The following is a 17,572-nucleotide window of genomic DNA, read 5'->3' on the forward strand; positions in this document are numbered from 1 at the left end:
TCACATTGTCTTAATTGGTGTGCAGATGCTAAATTTGCACACCAATTTTATTTATAAGCATGAGCACGACCTTATCTAAGAATTTTGAGCCCGGACCCGTTGAGGAGAACTGGTACCAGCATTGGATGAACAAGGGATACTTTAAAAGCACACCGGATGAAAGACCATCTTTTACGGTAGTTATTCCTCCTCCCAATGTTACTGGTGTGTTACACATGGGACATACCTTGAATGAAACCGTGCAGGATGTGCTGGTGCGCAATGCCAGGATGAATGGGTTCAATGCCTGCTGGGTACCTGGCAGTGACCATGCGTCCATAGCTACAGAAGCTAAGGTGGTACAAATGCTTGAAAAAGAAAAAGGCATTTCCAAACATGAACTCACCAGGGAAACCTTCCTGGATCATGCTTTTGAATGGAAAGAAAAATACGGGGGCATCATTTATCACCAGATAAAGAAACTGGGTTGCAGTGTAGATTGGGATCGTGTCACATTTACCATGGACCCGCATTATTACAAAGCTGTAATCAAGGTTTTCATAGACCTCTATAATAAAGGGATGATCTACCGGGGAGCCCGCATGATCAACTGGGACCCTGCAGCCGAAACAGCCCTTAGTGATGAAGAAGTGGAATACAAGGATATACAGGGTAAGTTGTATTACGTAAAGTACAGGGTGAAATCCGAAAACGAAAGCCAGGAAGAAGAATATATTGTCATAGCAACACAGAGACCCGAGACCATAATGGGCGATACCGCTGTTTGTGTAAATCCTAATGATGAGCGCTACCGGCATCTGAAAGGAAAGAAGATCATTGTTCCCCTGGTGAACCGCGAAGTGCCCCTCATATTTGACGAATATGTAGATCCTGCTTTTGGAACTGGTGCTTTAAAAGTAACACCGGCACATGATATCAATGACTATAACCTGGGATTGAAGCATAACCTTCCTGCCATTGATACTTTAAATCCTAACGGAACACTTAGCGCTGCCGCCGAAGTATTCGTAGGCATGGACCGCTTCGAAGCAAGAAAAGCTTCTATAAAACAATTGAAGGATGAGGGCTTGTTACTGAAAGAAGAAGAATACCAGACACGCCTTGGTTTTTCGCAACGCACCAATGTTGTGGTGGAACCCCGTATCTCTACCCAGTGGTTTGTAAAAATGCGCGGTCTTGCAGATAAAGCCTTGCAGGCTGTGGCCAGTGGTGAAGTGAAGATCCACCCAGAAGAGCGTTTCCTGGCCACCTATAAATATTGGCTGGAAAATGTAAAGGACTGGTGCATCAGCCGTCAACTTTGGTGGGGACAGCGCATACCGGCCTGGTATGATAAAGAGGGACGCTTCATAGTTGCCGAAACAGAAGAGGCAGCACGCCAGCTTTTTGCTTCAACACATCATATTTCCCTGGAAAAAGGTGAACTCGTGCAGGATGAAGATGTACTCGATACCTGGTTTTCTTCCTGGCTATGGCCCATTGAAGTATTTAACGGTATCACACAACCGAACAATCCAGATATTAATTATTACTATCCTACATCAGTATTAGTAACCGGTCAGGATATCATCTTTTTCTGGGTAGCCCGCATGATCATGGCAGGCGAGGAATACATGGATCAAAAACCATTTGATGATGTGTACTTCACAGGCATGGTAAGAGATAAGCAGGGAAGAAAAATGAGCAAAAGCCTGGGTAATTCGCCCGACCTGCTCGATCTCATCACCCGCTTTGGTGCTGATGCTGTCCGCTTTGGCATATTGATCTCTTCCCCTGCCGGCAATGACCTGCTTTTTGATGACAGCAGCTGCGAACAAGGACGCAATTTCAACAACAAAATCTGGAACGCCCTCAAGCTGGTTAAGATGTGGGAATCCAATGGCGCCACTAAAACTGAGACTACCGGTGAAGCCTTTGAAAAAACTACGCTTGCTGCCCATTGGTTTTCAACAAGGCTGGCGGAAGTGCGCGAACAATTGAAAGTCCTTTATAAAGAATTCCGCTTAAGCGAAGCCTTAAAAACTATCTATTCGCTTATATGGGATGATTTCTGCAGCTGGTACCTCGAGTGGGTGAAACCACCTTACGGAGAAAAGATAGATCATTACCTGCTCGAATCAACCATTGACTTTTTTGAACAACTGGTTCAGCTGCTGCACCCCTTTATGCCTTTTGTTACAGAAGAAATTTACCACCAGTTACGCGGGCGCACGGAGGGTGATGATCTTACCAACAAACAAATAGGTGAAGTGGGAACGGCTCATGCCAGGAGCACCACGTTGCAGGATAAACAGCTGCTTCAACTCGGAAATTTGCTCAAGGAAACCATTACAGCTATCAGGGATACAAGGGCCAGGAATAATATCAAACCGAAAGAGACAGTGAACCTGCATATTCAAACAGCAGACAATGCCAGCTATCAATGGGTGCAGCATATACTTTCAAGACAGGTGAACGCAGGAGCAATCATTTTTACCAGCGAAAATGTTGCCAATGCCATTACCGCAGTGGTAGGAACCGATAAATTTTACCTGGAAACAGAAACTGAAATAGATCCTGCAGCTCAAAAAGAACAGTTATTGAAAGACCTGGATTACCTCAGGGGGTTCCTGGTTTCAGTAGAAAAAAAGTTAGGCAATGAGCGCTTTGTGCAGAATGCAAAACCAGAGGTAGTAGAAGTGGAGAGAAAGAAGAAAGCTGACGCTGAAGATAAGATCAAAGCCATCGAGGAAAGCCTGGCTTCATTAGGCGGATCCTGATTCACTCTGTTTGAATAAAGATTCTTTAAGAATATATATGTATTAGGGGAACGCAAGAAACGACACTTGTAGTTCCCCTAATTTTTGGTATCCCAATCCATTCATATGTATGGGATCCTTATAGTAAATATCCTTATTGTATATATTATACCCACCTAAAGAGAATTGATCAAGCACCGGTATTCCATGCAGTGCACAGATTTGTTTTTGCATTTGGACATACCGGTTCATTCCCTTTGCATAAAATGGATCATACCCTCCCCTATCATTAAAGGCCTTATTGGATGTAAAAAAGTAGATTACTGCCCGGGGATTGATCTCGTAAATTCTTTTGATACAGTAATTAATTCCCCCCGCCTGTGTAGTTAATTTCTTTTTATCATAACCATCAAATTCTGTGTAATCCGTATAATTTCCAACCATTCTATGATTGGTATAATCGTTTGTTGAAGCCCAAAGGATATAGATGTCAAATACACCCGCTTCATCAACCTGTTGCTGCAAAGATTTTCCTTGCAAAGAAGAAAAGCCTGCACCTCCTACTCCAAAATTAGTAATGCGCATTCCTAAATATTCTTTCCAAAGTATTTTGGCACTATCGCTTGCCGGTATAACAGAAACCGAGCCGCCAAAGACAGCTACAGACTTTCCATAATTAAAAGATTTTTTAAGATCGGATAATTCAATGCTGCTTTGTGAAGCAACAGTACCCGAAACAAATAGCAATAAAATGAATAAATAATGAATGCTTGCTTTCATAACAATACCTGGTTTTTTTATCCCGACCTTTGGTCTTACCTTTTAATGATCATTTCTGAAATGATTTTAACTCAATTTCCTGCAGCGCATAATTTATATATCAAAATTGATGTGCCTTTGTACCTGTGGAATTATAAATTACATATAAACCGACCGCATTTGAGTAACCTTAGTTCCTTTATATCATGACAATACTCCAACATCTGGTTATACATCTTGCTGAAAATGTAGAGTAACATTGATACAATTATCTGGTAAAGGTTATTTTAAAGGGTCTCTATCTTTACTGAGCTGTTCAGCCAATCCAATCAAAATACCTTCAGGACCCCGGATATAACACAAGCGATACAAATCCTGGTATTTCACCACTTCTCCGACGAGTTCCGCTCCAATTTTTTGCAGCCTGGCTAATGTGTCATCTATATCTGCTACCGCGAACATAACACGCAAATATCCAAGAGCATTTACCGGGGCATTTCTGTGATCTGCTATAATGGAAGGAGTTAAAAACCGTGATATCTCAAGCCGGCTATGGCCATCGGGAGTCACCATCATTGCAATCTCTACCTGCTGGTCTCCAAGCCCGGTAACACGCCCTGCCCATTCCCCTTCTATAATAGCCCGCCCTTCCAGATGCAGCCCTAGTTCGGCAAAAAATGCAATGGCCGCATCAATGGACTCTACCACTATGCCGACATTGTCCATGCGTATTAACTTGTTATTTGCCATAGCCTTATTGATTTAATTAAAAAGTAAAGATCTCTTTAAATACTTTTTATTTCTCTGGCCTAAAAACAGTCCGCAACAATATTGCCTCCCGCCTAACCATTTCTTCACTCTACATTCCTTGTTCTATTGTTCGACATTCCCATTCTCCTCAATAATCCTTATAATCCCATAAATCTTAGTTCTCTTCCTTTAATTCTGAATCAGGTTCACGGGTAATATGAATTCAAACCAGTTATTTCCCTTCCTGTCCCTTGAACTGAAACCATCATCCAGCAAGTGACTAACGCGAAAGCCAAATGACACGGGCAGCTGGTTCCACCATTTCGTATCAAAATACAGTTCACCTCCCACACTTCTCAGGTCTGCACTTCTTGTCTTTGCATTCGAATAAACCCTGGACATATCATAGAATACATTTCCCCGCAATCGCTGTATGAAAACAATATTTGCCAGTCCCAGGTCAGGGTAAACAATCGGGAAATGATAATTGCCAGCCAGCTTCCACATCCTGGAAAAATAATAGTCATCATATCCCCTGGCGCCAGGAAACCGGTTGCTGAAAACTACATTATTGGTATCAGTTTCCTGGAAGGCACCATTTACTACGATGCTATGATTACCTATGGAAGGCAAAAACACAAAGCTATTGCCATACAACTGGTAACCTTTACCAGATACCAGGTCCCGGTATTGTAACCCTGTGCTCCATCCCAGTTTTGGATAGATCTGCTGCACAGCCTTTGGCAAATAATGTGACCAGGAAATAAAATGGCGCAGGTAACTATTGCTCCTCGCCATGAAAGAATCTTTGAATATCCCCGTTGGCATCAGCCGGTTGAATACATAATCAGATCCAAAGTTCAGGCTCTTATAGGTTTTACCCTGTGTGAAATTCAGCGGAATAGAGAATCCTGCTCTTACTTCTGCCTGGTCAAGTGTCAATGTTCCCGGCGAAAGATCGATGTGCCGGTTATAGGTATATTCAGCTCCTGCACTCAACACGGGGAACAAACCTCCATAAAATACATTCCAGCCCAGGCCATGCGAATCCTCATCCTGGTTGTAACGGTAGAACAGCTCATTGGAAAAATTATTCAGTATATTATCACTGTACAGGCTAAACGTAAATTCAGGATCTACATAATCAGGGGCCCAGCTATGAAAACGAAAAAGTCCTGTTGACTGGCTGTAGCGTTTTTCGCTAAATCTTCTATTCGTACCACTAAGAATATCTTTTGGATCCGCCACAGGATAAAGCAACGCCTCTTCCTGCCAGGCAAGTGGATTGATTTCACTACCTGCTCTGCCACCAACCGCTTCATTGCGCAACCTTATACCTTCAGCTGTAAAATGAGACCATACCAGTGAATCTCCCATCACTGATGGATAATAATTCCCTGTTCTGTCTTTGGTTACCTGGTAGATTTTTTTATCCTTTAAGCCCACCGAATAGATATCATCATTAGCACCGGCATTGGAAATAAAATACACCCGGTCATTAGCTACAAAAGTTTGTCCTATCGTATGATTCGAATAAGGAACGATCTCTTCCCAACTATTGTCAGCCAGGTTCAGCAACTGTAAAGCGATCTTTGATCCGGGGGTGCGTGTTGTAACCACTACCGTGTTTTCATCAACGAACCTGGGGTTACTATAATAATATTCATTTACCGATGGAAACTTTTGAAGCACATTACCATCAGGAGCTTTCAGTACCTGTAATTCTGTTTGCAATGAGTCATTGATGCGCACCGCGATGATCTTATCTCCTGAAGGCGAAAGATCGGGCGTATAGTATTTTGCCTTGCGTGTAATGCGCTTTTCCGCCCCTGTGTTCACATTCATCAATATAATGTCACTGTGATCGATGAGCGTCCACCGTGCATTGGTACTATAGCTGGTATAGACAAGCTTTCCCTTACGATAGCTAAACCAATCTTCCTGGCTGATATTACGTTGCTTCAACCTGTGCTCACCCATTTTATCCTTTATATAGAATGCAGGTATCCTGTTGTAGGCCGTTTTCAGGTAGAGCAAGGAGTCTTTAGAGATGTATTGGGGAAAATAATAACTGGCAACATGGTCATGAGGACTTGCAGCTACCCCTTTCGCAACGCCCAGCTTTTCCTGGTAATATTGAAAAGCCTCTTTCCTGAATGTTTTATAGTCAACCCCTGCATATTTCCTGATAGCTTTCTGAAAGGGATAAAACAATCCCTTAAAAGCACTGGCATCGCTGGTCACCTTTTGCCAGAATGTAGGGCCATATTTTAAATAACCATAGTTGGCCAGCAGGTAACCCAACTGGTAATGATCCGGCACATAATCTTTCATCGAACCATTGCGCAACTTCATCCAGCTGTAGTTCTTCCCTTCCAGCCAGAGGCTGATATATCCACTTAAAAATAATGGCAGCCTGCCCCTGCCCTGTTCTGTATAGGCTGTTTCCGCATGCACGGCATCACCTTCGAAGAACCAGTCAGGAATACTGAGAGCGTTGGCCAATGCCAGGCCCTGCTCTCCAAATAAATAATAAAAACCCTTGCTCAGTCCTCGATTAAAATTGTTGTACTGTTGCACGTGCCGGTATTCATGTACCGCCAGGTTCTCGTGCCAGGGCAGGTTGCCAAACTCCAGGTTGTTGGAAGAAGGAACCAAATAATATTCACTCCTGAAAGGAGCCAGGGCCACATAACCATTCGCCAGTGTGGTCCGGCTTTGCAGCACTATGTTGATTTTGCGTAATTGATGTCCTAAAGGAAAGGATTGATCAGCCGCCTGCCGGTGTATCAGGGTAGCAATGCGTTCCGCTTCCGCTTCCGCACCTTTTGTATAAATAATGCGCGCCGTATCCGTGTTGATCTGTTTCCAATGGGTGGAGGGAGGAAAGCCTCCAAAATTCTGCGCTATAGCTATCGAACAAAGCCCCAGGCATAAAGCCAATACAGCACCTGTCTTTTTCATGGAAAAAAGATACAACTGTTAGTTCAATTCATTTGTATTTCATAAACAATTGGATGTTATGATAGCTGGGAACAGTGTGAATTTCATTGTAGCAGGCAAATTTATTAATGCGCATGCATACTTAACTTCTTTGCGATCTCTTCACCCATTGAGTCGGATGAATACCCATATCCATTCACAAGCACCCCTTTCAAGCCAGTCTTTGACTCTATTCCATAAACAATGGCTTCATCCCCCGGATCGCTGTTACCTTCAAAACGGATTACTTCTTTAATATCAAAATCTTCAGCAGTGAATTTTTGCGTATTGCACACCAGGCAGTTCTCCTCTAAATTAAAATCAGTAGTATATCCTTTCTTTCTCAGTTCCTCTAGGGCATGTGCCACAGAATCGTATTGATACATAATATTTAATTTACCTGGTAATCTACTTTTAATGTTATGGAAGCTGTCTTTTCCTTCGATGAGGTATTGAACACGCCCCCATAACTATAATCCTCATTTGAATTTTTGCCTGTGATCTGAAAAACGCCCATATTGGCTTTTTTCATTTCACCTAAACCTGCTTCAGAATTCTTCGCTATGCTTTCAGCCCTTTGCCTGGCATCAGCAGGGCTCTTGCCAGCAGGTCTATCTTCAGCTCATTAAGGCCGGAATAATAATAACTAGGAGGTGTGGAGTTCAATTCTATCCCTTTCTGCAACAGGCCTGTGATCTCCCTGGACAATTTCTCCACTACAGGTATATTTCTTGAATCCACAATTACAGTTCCGGTAAGATTATACCCGCTGAAACGGGAACCGATGCTGCGGCCATTGTTATCAAAAATGGTTTCATAATTCCTTTGCATATCCACAGAGCTGAATAAGATGGAACTATCCGGAATGCCTGCACTGTTTAAATAAGATTTGATCTCGCTTTCATCTGTTTTTAATTGCGCATAGGCGCTTTTGAGATCTGATCCCGACCTGGTAAAAGTTCCCTTCCACACAATCTGGTCAGAAATAAAATTCTTCTCCGCCAACCCGGTCACAGATATCGTTTCCCCGGCGCGGAATCGATACTTCAGGGTAGTTACTGCAAGAATGGTACATATAATGACCGCGGCAGCAATGATCAAAAAACCAATATATCGCATAGTCGTTAGTGATGAGTTATGACAATTTACGAAGATTTAAATAGCCATTCTTTTGGAACAACCTCTTTAACCTTTCTCTTGTAAAAGAAACTACCACACCAGCTGGTGCGTTTGCTTGATCACGCCCATCACAAAGACGCTTTGAACATTACCGATATTTTCTATCTGGCTTAACCTGTTTACATGAAAATCATAATAGGCATCCATATTTTCTGCCACTACCTTTAGCATAAAATCAAACTCCCCCGATATCGTCAGGCATTCGATCACTTCGTTCATTTCCTGTATCGATCGGATAAAATGATTTCCCGCCATCTTGCTATGCTGCCGTAATGATATATAACAGATCACCATCAGGCCCTTCTTTACTTTTGCTCCATCCAGCAAGGTCACATATTGCCTGATCACACCCCGCTCCTCCAGCCGCCTGATGCGCTCATGAACCGGTGTAGTACTCAGATGCACTTTGTCCGCTATTTCTTTAATGGTGATCCGGGCATTTTGCTGTAAAAGCTTTAATATGTCCATATCGGTCTTATCCAGTATAGTTGATTCTTCTTTTGGAACTCCTTTTGGCATAGGGAAATAGTAATTTATCCTGTAAAACTGCTAATTAACCTTCTTATCTCCCAATTTTATTTAAATGAAAAGAATAATATACTATCTGTTTACCTTTGGCAACTAAATAATGCATATGTCAACAATAGTTAGATCCAACATTAATTTTTCCCTTCCCAATAAGGTGAAGGATATGAGCCTGGCAGACTGGGGCCGTAAGGAGATTCGCCTGGCGGAAGCTGAAATGCCCGGCCTGATGGCTATCCGTGAAGAATATGGTCCTTCACAACCATTGAAAGGCGCCCGCATTGCCGGATGCCTGCACATGACCATCCAGACCGCCGTGTTAATTGAAACATTGGTTGCCCTGGGCGCTGAAGTAAAATGGAGCTCTTGTAATATATTCTCCACGCAGGACCATGCCGCTGCCGCCATCGCTGCTGCAGGTATTGGTGTTTTTGCCTGGAAGGGACAATCCATCGAAGAAGCTGACTGGTGTATCGAGCAGACCTTGTTCTTTGGAGCAGCCGACCGCCCATTGAACATGATCCTTGATGATGGTGGTGACCTTACCAATATGGTACTGGACAAATACCCTGAACTGGTGCAGCATGTTAAAGGTATCTCTGAAGAAACAACCACTGGCGTTCATCGCTTATATGAAAGAATGGCTAAAGGCACGTTGCCTGTCCCTGCTATCAATGTGAACGATTCTGTTACCAAATCCAAGTTCGACAACAAATACGGCTGTAAGGAATCACTGGTGGATGCCATCCGCCGCGCTACTGACGTAATGATGGCTGGTAAAGTAGCAGTTGTGGGTTCTTATGGTGATGTAGGTAAAGGTTCCGCTGCTTCTCTGAAAGGTGCAGGCTGCCGTGTTATCGTTACCGAGATAGATCCTATCTGCGCCCTGCAGGCTGCAATGGACGGATTTGAAGTTAAGAAGATGATCAACGCTGTTAAAGAAGCAGACATCATTGTTACCGCTTCCGGTTGCCGCGACCTGATCACCGGCGAGCATTTTAAATTAATGAAAGACAAGGCGATCGTATGTAACATCGGTCACTTTGATATTGAAATAGACGTTGCCTGGCTGAATGAGAACTATGGTCACACAAAAGATACCATCAAACCACAGGTAGATATTTACAATATTGACGGTAAAGATATCATCCTGCTTGCTGAAGGCCGCCTGGTAAACCTGGGTTGTGCTACAGGTCACCCAAGCTTTGTAATGAGTAACTCTTTCTCTAACCAGACCCTGGCCCAGATCGAATTATGGACTAACGGTGCTGCCTATGAGAATAAGGTATATGTGTTGCCAAAGCACCTGGATGAAAAGGTTGCACGCTTACACCTCGCCAAGATTGGCGTGGAACTGGATGAGCTGACACCTGCCCAGGCTGAATACTTAGGCATACCTCAGAATGGTCCTTTCAAACCAGAGCATTACAGGTACTAGCAGAAGTCAAAAGTAAAAATTCAAAACCCTCGCAATTGCGGGGGTTTTATATGTAATAGCAGATAATTAAATGTTCATGCATGAATAAGGTCTACAATGAGACCATTGTTTCGTCCAAAATTCTTACTGCATGAAGGCATAAAAAAATATTTAATTACATCCAGTTAGAAGAAAAAATTTTAGCAGCAATTTGAATTTAAGTTCAATTGGCTATACTCCGATTTAACTTGCTTTGAAAGAAGACTCTTTCATATTCAAATTTTCTATTTTATCAACAATAAATAATATATTGTCAGCCTATTAACAATAACTGCATGAGTTCTTCTCCGGAATCCCTAGTCCTCTCTCGGGATAATAAATTGGTAAAACTCTCTGGTCATTTTAAAATAGAAGTTATCAAGTCAATTGCTGCTATCATAATTTTTATTGTAGTGTACCTTCTATTGCTTGCTCTTTCTTTGCTGCTTGTAGCTTTTTGTATTTGGGCTGGGTTTTCATTAATTCTGCTAAAATCTACTTTTTATACTTTAATCATCGGTCTGAGTACAATAGGATGCGGTATTATGGTTTTTGTTTTTCTGATAAAGTTTCTGTTTGCTACATCTAAGGAAGACAACAGTGACAGCATTGAGATACTGGAGAATGAAGAACCTTTTTTGTTCCAAACCATTTACAAACTGGCTGAAGTAACTAATACAGCCAAACCTAAAAAGATATTTATAAGTTCTGATGTTAATGCTGCAGTTTTTTACAACTCGTCTTTTTTGAGTATGTTCCTACCCATACGTAAAAACCTAAAGATCGGTTTGGGGCTCGTAAATACATTAAACTTAAGCGAATTGAAAGCGGTTATAGCACATGAATTCGGGCATTTTTCTCAACGCAGCATGAAGTTAGGCAGCTGGGTATATGCTGTGAATAAAATCATTCATGATATGCTTTATAACAATCATGGTTATGCTAAAAACCTTGACAGCCTGGCAGCTATGAGTAATATTGCTGCTTTTTTTGTACAAGTTACAGTAAAAGTGGTACAGGGTATTCAATGGGTATTACTCAAAATGTATGGAATCGTAAACAAAACCTACATGGGGCTTTCGCGGCAAATGGAGTTTCATGCAGACCTTATAGCAGCTTCGACTTGTGGCAGCAATAATATCATTAATGCTTTGCAACGCAGCGAATTTGCCGAATTGTGCTTTACCCAAACCCTGGATATATGTAACCAGGTCTGGAAAGAAAAGAAAGTAATCAATGATTTTTACTCAGCCCACAGAACAATAGTAAAGAATCTTGCTCATCTTAACGGCATGCAATTATTGAATGGTTTGCCTATTATTAAAGAACAAAATGAAAGCGAAGAAGGCAACAGGGTAAACTTTAAGAATCAATGGGCCTCGCATCCAACTTTAAAGGAACGAAAGTTTCACTTGCATACTTTTAGCCTGGTAGCTGAAGTTGATACAACCTCAGCATGGATACTTTTTAATGATGCGGAAAAATGGAAGAAATTGTTAACCAAACAGTTTTACAAAACAATTCCTTCAGAGGAAATAAAAGAACAAATAGAACTTCAAGAATTTGAAGCCATATTCACACATCAATTAAAAAAATTTTCCTATCCCTCGATATTCAGGGAATTTTATAATAACCGGAAGATTTCAGAATTTGACCCAAGGATAATTATTAAGCTACCTTTTGTAAAGCAACCTTTTGAATCAGTATTTACGGCAGAGGCATTTAATCTGCCAAAACAAATTAATTACCTGGAACAGGATAAACTTGCTCTACAAGCTATTATAAATAAGGAAATAGACACCAAAAGTTTTGATTTTGATGGGCGGAAATATTCCAGTAACGAAGCAGTAAGTATAGTATCACAGCTTGAAGCAGAAAAAGAAACTATGCAAAATGCACTGGATAAACTGGATCAAACTATATTCCGATATTTTTATGGCATAGCACCATTGGCTGAAGCTGAAGCACTTAAAAATGCCTACACTCATTATTTTGAAATCCGACGTAACGCCGATGCCTTTGCAGACAAGGCAAACAATATGTTAACTCACCTGGCACCTGTATACCGGGGAGAGACACTTTCTTTAGACGTTATCAACCCATTGGTCTTAAGTCTTAAGGAAGAACATGAACTATCATTGAAACAGGATTTACAATTCTGGAACGCCACCGGTGCATTTGACACTGATACTGAAGTCAAGAGCAAGGTGGAAAAATTTGCAATAACAAATTACCAATATTTTTCAGGCACCAGTTTTATTGACAATGAATTGGTTGATTTAAACGAAATTGTCCAATGTAGTTGGAACTGTATCACCAATCATGTTTTTTCACTGTTTAAAACTATCACAGAAACACAAGCTGCCTTGCTGGAACAAACAAGTACAAAAGTGCTTGTGAATTTAAATCCAGAAAATTATTGAACTACATTCTTTTTCAGCCTTAGCTTGTGTCCTACAAGATATTTTATTTCCTCAAAGATGACCAGCTTATTAATATCCCATATTTCAAAGGGTATATTGAATAATATAGTTATTATAAATTTATACAACACCTCTGATTAAAGAATTATAATTGTAATTGTACACCTAATCTATGACCGTGGTATATGGATACAGACTTGGCTGCAACAACAATTCATGTTTTTAAAATATCAATTCATTCATGCTGTACTGGTAAGGAGAATGAGCCAGTTTTAGTTTCGTTGTATTAACCAAAACGAACAATAGCAGTTTTCACATTTAGAAAGCTCAACCCCGTAAGGTTGAGCTTTTCTATAAATGATACGTACCGGCTGCAAAAATTTTTAATGAAATAAATCCTAACCACAAAAGATTACAAACATGTTACGAAAATTAAATCCCGTTTATTCAATTGCCTTCCTTTTATCGCTACTCTTACTGAACGCCTGCAAAAAAGAAAACCCGGTCCAACAACCTACATCAGAACCATCCATACCATTTCCGACCGCAATAGGTAAACCAATTGGTACAGCAGTTACAAAAGAAATAGGAACAACAGGTGGTTCTATTACCTCTCCTGATGGAAGGATCACTATAACCCTACCGGCAGGTGCATTAAGCAGCAATACACCTATAACCATCCAGCCAATTGAAAATACTACCCCGCTAGGCATTGGCTTATCCTACGATTTCCTTCCCAACGGACAACAGTTTGCAAAACCAGTCACCGTTACACTACATTACAATAATGAAGAATTAGCCGGCACTGCTCCTGAATTGCTGGAGTTTGCATTTCAAAACAATCAAAATGCATGGCAGGGAACTGGAAATCTTCAAGTCAATAAAAGCGCACAAACAGTTGATGCTTTCATAAAGCATTTTAGCCGGTGGTCTTTTTATGCCACCTTCAAAATGTTGCCAGAACAAAAATCATTGCTTGTAAATAAAACAGCCTTATTGCAGGTCATGAAGCTGCCCTACACTGAAGATCCAGATCCGAATAATATGCAGGAACTCCTGCATACGCTTGGCCAACCCCAGGTAATGGCAGCGGATAAGGTAAGCAATTGGGCAGTAAATGGCCAGGCCAGTGCACAGGGAAGTAGTAACGGATGGTTGAGCGGATCCGCTGATAATGAAAAGCAATACCATGCACCGGCAGATGTACCTGCCGGTAACCCGGTGGCCGTAAGTGCCAGCCTCAATACAGGCAAGGGCAACGTTACTGTAGTATCGCATATGAATGTTCAAAAAGAGTTATCGTTTGAATTTAGCTGTAATGGCCAAAGCTATAAAGACCTGGAAGGTACAGTTGCCGCTTCAACATCAGCAGGCACCCTATATATATTCATGATGTCCAAAAAAATCACTGGCGAGAAAATACCCAGCCTGGTATTGACCATGGGTGAAGGGTTTACAGGAAAAGGCAGCTACGCTTTTGGTGAAAAAAACCTGGTGGCCTGTACTACCACTGCTGCACCCTATGAATGGCACACAGAATATTTTGAAGAAGGCTCAGTGATGCCAAAGTTTGGAACCGGCAATGTCACTATAGATACATGGGGAAGCATTGGTGAATTGGTAGCGGGCACAATTTCGGGCACCCTTCATTACCAGAAGACAGTGGGCAACATCACCGAACAGCAGACGACAGCTGTGAATGCCAGGTTTTCCTATATCCGGAATGAATAATTGAAAAAGAAAAATATATACTGCTAAATAATTAAAGTGTTATTTCTACTATTACGACGATCGCCCTGATTATACGAAGACTATCCCGGGGCTATTTCCCGGGATAGTTCTTTTCTACATTCAATTTCCGGGGAATTAATTTTATTCATTTTTAAAACACCAAAATAGACCGCAGGAATGACACATTGCTGTTGGTTGGCACCAACATTGCATGCACATTAAACCATATGTTTAACAAAGATCTCCTGCTTACTATTGGACAAGAATTAAAAGACAAGGGTCTTTCGGTAGCGGTTGCTGAAAGCGTCACCAGTGGCCTGTTACAATGCGCTTTCAGCAATATACCTGACGCTTCCGGGTTTTTCCAGGGTGGCATCACTGCCTACAATGTCGGTCAGAAATGCCGTCATCTCCTTGTAGAACCACTACACGCCATAGCCAACGATTCTGTTTCTGAAAAAGTTGCCCAGGATCTAGCCACTAACGTATCCCGGCTTTTCACCAGCAACTATGGTATTGGCATAGTTGGGTATGCAGCCACCATGCCTGAAAAAAATATCAATTCTCTTTTCGCCTATTTTGCCATTGCTTATGAAGGAAAGATCATTAAGGAAGGAAAGATAACTACAGCTGTGGAAGAAGGATTTCCGGCACAACAGTTTTATACTGATTATGTATTAAGAGAATTTTTAACTTTCCTCAAAACAAACTCCCAAAAAAGGTAACCCGTTACAAGTAAATAATTTTGGATCACACTATTGCAGGCAATCATTCCTTTAGTAAAGGATCAAAAATAGTCTTACATAACGTGGCGTATTGATTCCTTTAAATACCCAATCCTATTCTTACAGGTTTAAACTTAAACAATACTTAATATGCTTTACCTAACTTTAGGTATAGCCGAATTATTGATGACTTGTTAGTTAAATACTTATCAGCAAATAGAGCAACTTTAAGAAAGCATTCTTTATATCTCTAAAAATTAAAACTCATGACCACTGTTAACACTTACCTGACATTTAATGGAAATTGCCTCGAAGCATTCAATTTTTACAAATCAGTTTTCGGTGGGGAGTTTCCTTATATAGGAAAATTCAAGGATATGCCTCCACAGGAAGGCAGTAAACCAATGAGTGAACAGGATGGTGAAAAAATCATGCATGTCTCTTTACCTATAAGCAAAGAAACCATGTTAATGGGTAGTGATACCGGAGGGGAATGGGCCAAAGGTTTTTCGCAGGGAAATAATTTTGCCATATCTATCACTACAGACAGTAAAGAAGAAGCAGACAGGTTGTTTAATGAGCTTTCTGCCGGTGGCAAGGCTACCATGCCTATGAGTAAAACATTCTGGGGTTCATATTTTGGAATGTTTACAGACAAATTTGGAATCAACTGGATGGTCAGCTTTGACGAAAAACAGCCACAGCAATAATTACCTGGCAGTATTAATTATAGGATGTATGGAGCCTGTTATAAGATCCATCCTTTCCCTGTCCAAAGGCATCCGCTATGCAGCCATTTATGCGGACGGTAAATTATTCTCCGCTTCAAATGAAGGTTTGCCTAACGAAAGCAGTTCTGAGTCTGACAAATATGAAGAACTGATCGTAAACCCTACCCTCCTGAAGCTGGTAACACAACGGGGCAATATTGATTGCGGTGGTGCAGACTATGTTATCATCCGGTACGGCAATTTTTTTGAGTTTGTTAAGCCGATTTCAAAAGGTCACCTCTCCGTAGGCATTCACTTCGACCAGAATCCCTTTAAACTCATTCCGCTGATCGAAGAAATAGTAAGCCAACAAAAATTATAAATACATCCAGATCCCTTTGTTTTGTAAAAACAGGGCATCATGACAAATTAATTACAACCTGGAATTACAATGCAACTAAAGCTACAGACGATAATCATTTTTGTGCAAAATGTAGAGAAGCTAAAAAAAATTTTACGTTGAAACTTTACAGCTTTCCATAGTGGAAGAGATAAAATCGGAATGGCTGCTCCTCCAGGCAGGACCTTGCAGGATCGGGCTGCATAAGATAGGTGATCAATACCTGGACAAAAACAAAGGTGAATTTAAGTTTGACAACAACACCAAAATCGTGTTCGAAACAGACGAAGACATTTATAAGACCAGGGAAAGATTAGTGAATCAAAATGTGATTCTCAAGGAAGTAACAACATTTGAAAATTTCAACTTCCTGTTTTGTGACGGGGAAGATCCTGAAGGAAATATTTTCCGTTTGCAACAAAGAAAGAAGTAATAGTCATTCATGAGTCGTACGCCTGCCCTATTAAATCCCGGGAAAAAAGTCAGTTATCACGGCAAATATTTAAGCTTAACAGTAAGCAATGCATGCTATTAATCATGAACTCAATCACCGTTTACTTACGGGTGATGAACTCATTCCATTTCCTGTAAAAATGGTTACACATGCCATCATTATAGATGCGCCACCTGAAATAATCTGGCCATGGCTAATTCAAATTGGTTCGGGCAGGGCTGGATGGTATTCATACGACAGGATAGATAACGGTGGAATGCCAAGTACACAAACCGTAATCCAGAAACTGCAGCATATTGAAATTGGTGACATCATTCCTGCAGTTCCTCAATCAAAAGATGCATTTATCGTAAGGCAAATTCAAATGAATAAAGCACTGGTATTGGTAGTTCCCCTGAAACGGGCTAAAGAAGATCAAGATGCGAATCAAAGAATGAAAGGTCCCCTTCGCGTTAGTTGGGCACTTGTTCTTGAGTCCATTGATAATGGTCGCACCATGCTGATCTCACGGGGAAGGATTTCCAAAGACTGGCTTGCACCATCAACAGTTGGTACTTCAAAAAAGAAACAGATATTTATCGAACGCGTGTATAGCATTTTGGCTAAAATGCCATCATTTTTATTGATGCCCATTGCATTGGCGGGACACTTTTTCATGGAAGCACGTATGCTTCGGGGTATCAAGGCAAGAGTTGAATCTAATTCCCCCGGAAGGCTACAGAATTAGATTGTAAGATTGG

General features: G+C 41.2%; 16 protein-coding genes. 9 read left to right on the plus strand and 7 right to left on the minus strand.

From position 1 onward, the window contains the following. The first annotated feature begins 59 nt into the window (after window positions 1-59). Window positions 60-2,759 (plus strand): valine--tRNA ligase, encoded by a 2,700-nt coding sequence (locus BP74_RS02910; RefSeq protein WP_496370894.1) that lies wholly within the window; start codon window positions 60-62, stop codon window positions 2,757-2,759. Between the two features lie 42 nt (window positions 2,760-2,801). Here BP74_RS02910 and BP74_RS02915 read toward each other — a convergent pair whose 3' ends face one another. The 7 genes from BP74_RS02915 to BP74_RS02945 form a co-directional block, all read right to left on the minus strand. Beyond that, a complete protein-coding gene (locus tag BP74_RS02915; RefSeq protein WP_496370896.1) occupies window positions 2,802-3,518 on the minus strand; it encodes an SGNH/GDSL hydrolase family protein in 717 nt (238 codons plus the stop codon). Between the two features lie 261 nt (window positions 3,519-3,779). Next, window positions 3,780-4,247, minus strand: a complete 468-nt coding sequence (locus BP74_RS02920; RefSeq protein ID WP_496370898.1) for a VOC family protein — start codon at window positions 4,245-4,247, stop codon at window positions 3,780-3,782. 189 nt (window positions 4,248-4,436) lie between these two features. Beyond that, window positions 4,437-7,211 (minus strand): hypothetical protein, encoded by a 2,775-nt coding sequence (locus BP74_RS02925; RefSeq protein ID WP_496370900.1) that lies wholly within the window; start codon window positions 7,209-7,211, stop codon window positions 4,437-4,439. A gap of 104 nt (window positions 7,212-7,315) precedes the next feature. Continuing rightward, window positions 7,316-7,615: a hypothetical protein gene (locus tag BP74_RS02930; RefSeq protein ID WP_496370902.1), complete on the minus strand. Its 300-nt coding sequence runs from the start codon at window positions 7,613-7,615 to the stop codon at window positions 7,316-7,318. Window positions 7,616-7,620: 5 nt separating this feature from the next. After that, window positions 7,621-7,761, minus strand: a complete 141-nt coding sequence (locus BP74_RS02935) for a hypothetical protein (protein WP_496370904.1) — start codon at window positions 7,759-7,761, stop codon at window positions 7,621-7,623. 29 nt (window positions 7,762-7,790) lie between these two features. Continuing rightward, window positions 7,791-8,348 (minus strand): SIMPL domain-containing protein, encoded by a 558-nt coding sequence (locus tag BP74_RS02940; RefSeq protein ID WP_496370906.1) that lies wholly within the window; start codon window positions 8,346-8,348, stop codon window positions 7,791-7,793. A gap of 90 nt (window positions 8,349-8,438) precedes the next feature. Then, on the minus strand, window positions 8,439-8,927 hold the full coding sequence (locus BP74_RS02945) for an Lrp/AsnC family transcriptional regulator (protein WP_496370908.1): 489 nt from the start codon (window positions 8,925-8,927) through the stop codon (window positions 8,439-8,441). Between the two features lie 115 nt (window positions 8,928-9,042). Here BP74_RS02945 and ahcY point away from each other — a divergent pair, with 115 nt between their 5' ends. The 8 genes from ahcY to BP74_RS02985 all read left to right on the plus strand — a co-directional run bounded on the left by ahcY (window position 9,043) and on the right by BP74_RS02985 (window position 17,559). After that, a complete protein-coding gene (gene ahcY, locus BP74_RS02950; RefSeq protein WP_496370910.1) occupies window positions 9,043-10,371 on the plus strand; it encodes an adenosylhomocysteinase in 1,329 nt (442 codons plus the stop codon). A 563-nt stretch (window positions 10,372-10,934) separates the two neighbouring features. Continuing rightward, entirely contained in the window at window positions 10,935-12,812 is a 1,878-nt protein-coding gene (locus BP74_RS02955; protein ID WP_496370912.1) for a M48 family metallopeptidase, read from the plus strand. A 420-nt stretch (window positions 12,813-13,232) separates the two neighbouring features. Further along, window positions 13,233-14,543, plus strand: a complete 1,311-nt coding sequence (locus BP74_RS02960) for a hypothetical protein (RefSeq protein WP_496370914.1) — start codon at window positions 13,233-13,235, stop codon at window positions 14,541-14,543. Between the two features lie 227 nt (window positions 14,544-14,770). Next, window positions 14,771-15,268: a CinA family protein gene (locus BP74_RS02965; protein ID WP_496370916.1), complete on the plus strand. Its 498-nt coding sequence runs from the start codon at window positions 14,771-14,773 to the stop codon at window positions 15,266-15,268. 266 nt (window positions 15,269-15,534) lie between these two features. Then, a complete protein-coding gene (locus BP74_RS02970) occupies window positions 15,535-15,978 on the plus strand; it encodes a VOC family protein (protein ID WP_496370918.1) in 444 nt (147 codons plus the stop codon). Between the two features lie 28 nt (window positions 15,979-16,006). Continuing rightward, window positions 16,007-16,360, plus strand: a complete 354-nt coding sequence (locus BP74_RS02975) for a hypothetical protein (protein WP_496370920.1) — start codon at window positions 16,007-16,009, stop codon at window positions 16,358-16,360. A gap of 160 nt (window positions 16,361-16,520) precedes the next feature. Further along, on the plus strand, window positions 16,521-16,811 hold the full coding sequence (locus BP74_RS02980) for a VOC family protein (protein ID WP_496370922.1): 291 nt from the start codon (window positions 16,521-16,523) through the stop codon (window positions 16,809-16,811). 88 nt (window positions 16,812-16,899) lie between these two features. Continuing rightward, complete coding sequence (locus tag BP74_RS02985; RefSeq protein WP_496370924.1) at window positions 16,900-17,559, plus strand: hypothetical protein; 660 nt, start codon at window positions 16,900-16,902, stop codon at window positions 17,557-17,559. The last annotated feature ends 13 nt before the right edge of the window (window positions 17,560-17,572 follow it).

Source organism: Flavisolibacter ginsengiterrae DSM 18136 (assembly GCF_059568575.1).

What these genes read in the sequence shown, in the direction of transcription:
- BP74_RS02975 (WP_496370920.1), top strand. Translation starts at nt 16,007, where the DNA reads ATGGAGCCTGTTATAAGATCCATCCTTTCCCTGTCCAAAGGCATCCGC.
- BP74_RS02925 (WP_496370900.1), bottom strand. Translation starts at nt 7,211, where the DNA reads ATGAAAAAGACAGGTGCTGTATTGGCTTTATGCCTGGGGCTTTGTTCG.
- BP74_RS02915 (WP_496370896.1), bottom strand. Translation starts at nt 3,518, where the DNA reads ATGAAAGCAAGCATTCATTATTTATTCATTTTATTGCTATTTGTTTCG.
- ahcY (WP_496370910.1), top strand. Translation starts at nt 9,043, where the DNA reads ATGTCAACAATAGTTAGATCCAACATTAATTTTTCCCTTCCCAATAAG.
- BP74_RS02920 (WP_496370898.1), bottom strand. Translation starts at nt 4,247, where the DNA reads ATGGCAAATAACAAGTTAATACGCATGGACAATGTCGGCATAGTGGTA.
- BP74_RS02985 (WP_496370924.1), top strand. Translation starts at nt 16,900, where the DNA reads ATGCATGCTATTAATCATGAACTCAATCACCGTTTACTTACGGGTGAT.
- BP74_RS02945 (WP_496370908.1), bottom strand. Translation starts at nt 8,927, where the DNA reads ATGCCAAAAGGAGTTCCAAAAGAAGAATCAACTATACTGGATAAGACC.
- BP74_RS02970 (WP_496370918.1), top strand. Translation starts at nt 15,535, where the DNA reads ATGACCACTGTTAACACTTACCTGACATTTAATGGAAATTGCCTCGAA.
- BP74_RS02930 (WP_496370902.1), bottom strand. Translation starts at nt 7,615, where the DNA reads ATGTATCAATACGATTCTGTGGCACATGCCCTAGAGGAACTGAGAAAG.
- BP74_RS02910 (WP_496370894.1), top strand. Translation starts at nt 60, where the DNA reads ATGAGCACGACCTTATCTAAGAATTTTGAGCCCGGACCCGTTGAGGAG.
- BP74_RS02960 (WP_496370914.1), top strand. Translation starts at nt 13,233, where the DNA reads ATGTTACGAAAATTAAATCCCGTTTATTCAATTGCCTTCCTTTTATCG.
- BP74_RS02940 (WP_496370906.1), bottom strand. Translation starts at nt 8,348, where the DNA reads ATGCGATATATTGGTTTTTTGATCATTGCTGCCGCGGTCATTATATGT.
- BP74_RS02955 (WP_496370912.1), top strand. Translation starts at nt 10,935, where the DNA reads ATGGTTTTTGTTTTTCTGATAAAGTTTCTGTTTGCTACATCTAAGGAA.
- BP74_RS02935 (WP_496370904.1), bottom strand. Translation starts at nt 7,761, where the DNA reads ATGAAAAAAGCCAATATGGGCGTTTTTCAGATCACAGGCAAAAATTCA.
- BP74_RS02965 (WP_496370916.1), top strand. Translation starts at nt 14,771, where the DNA reads ATGTTTAACAAAGATCTCCTGCTTACTATTGGACAAGAATTAAAAGAC.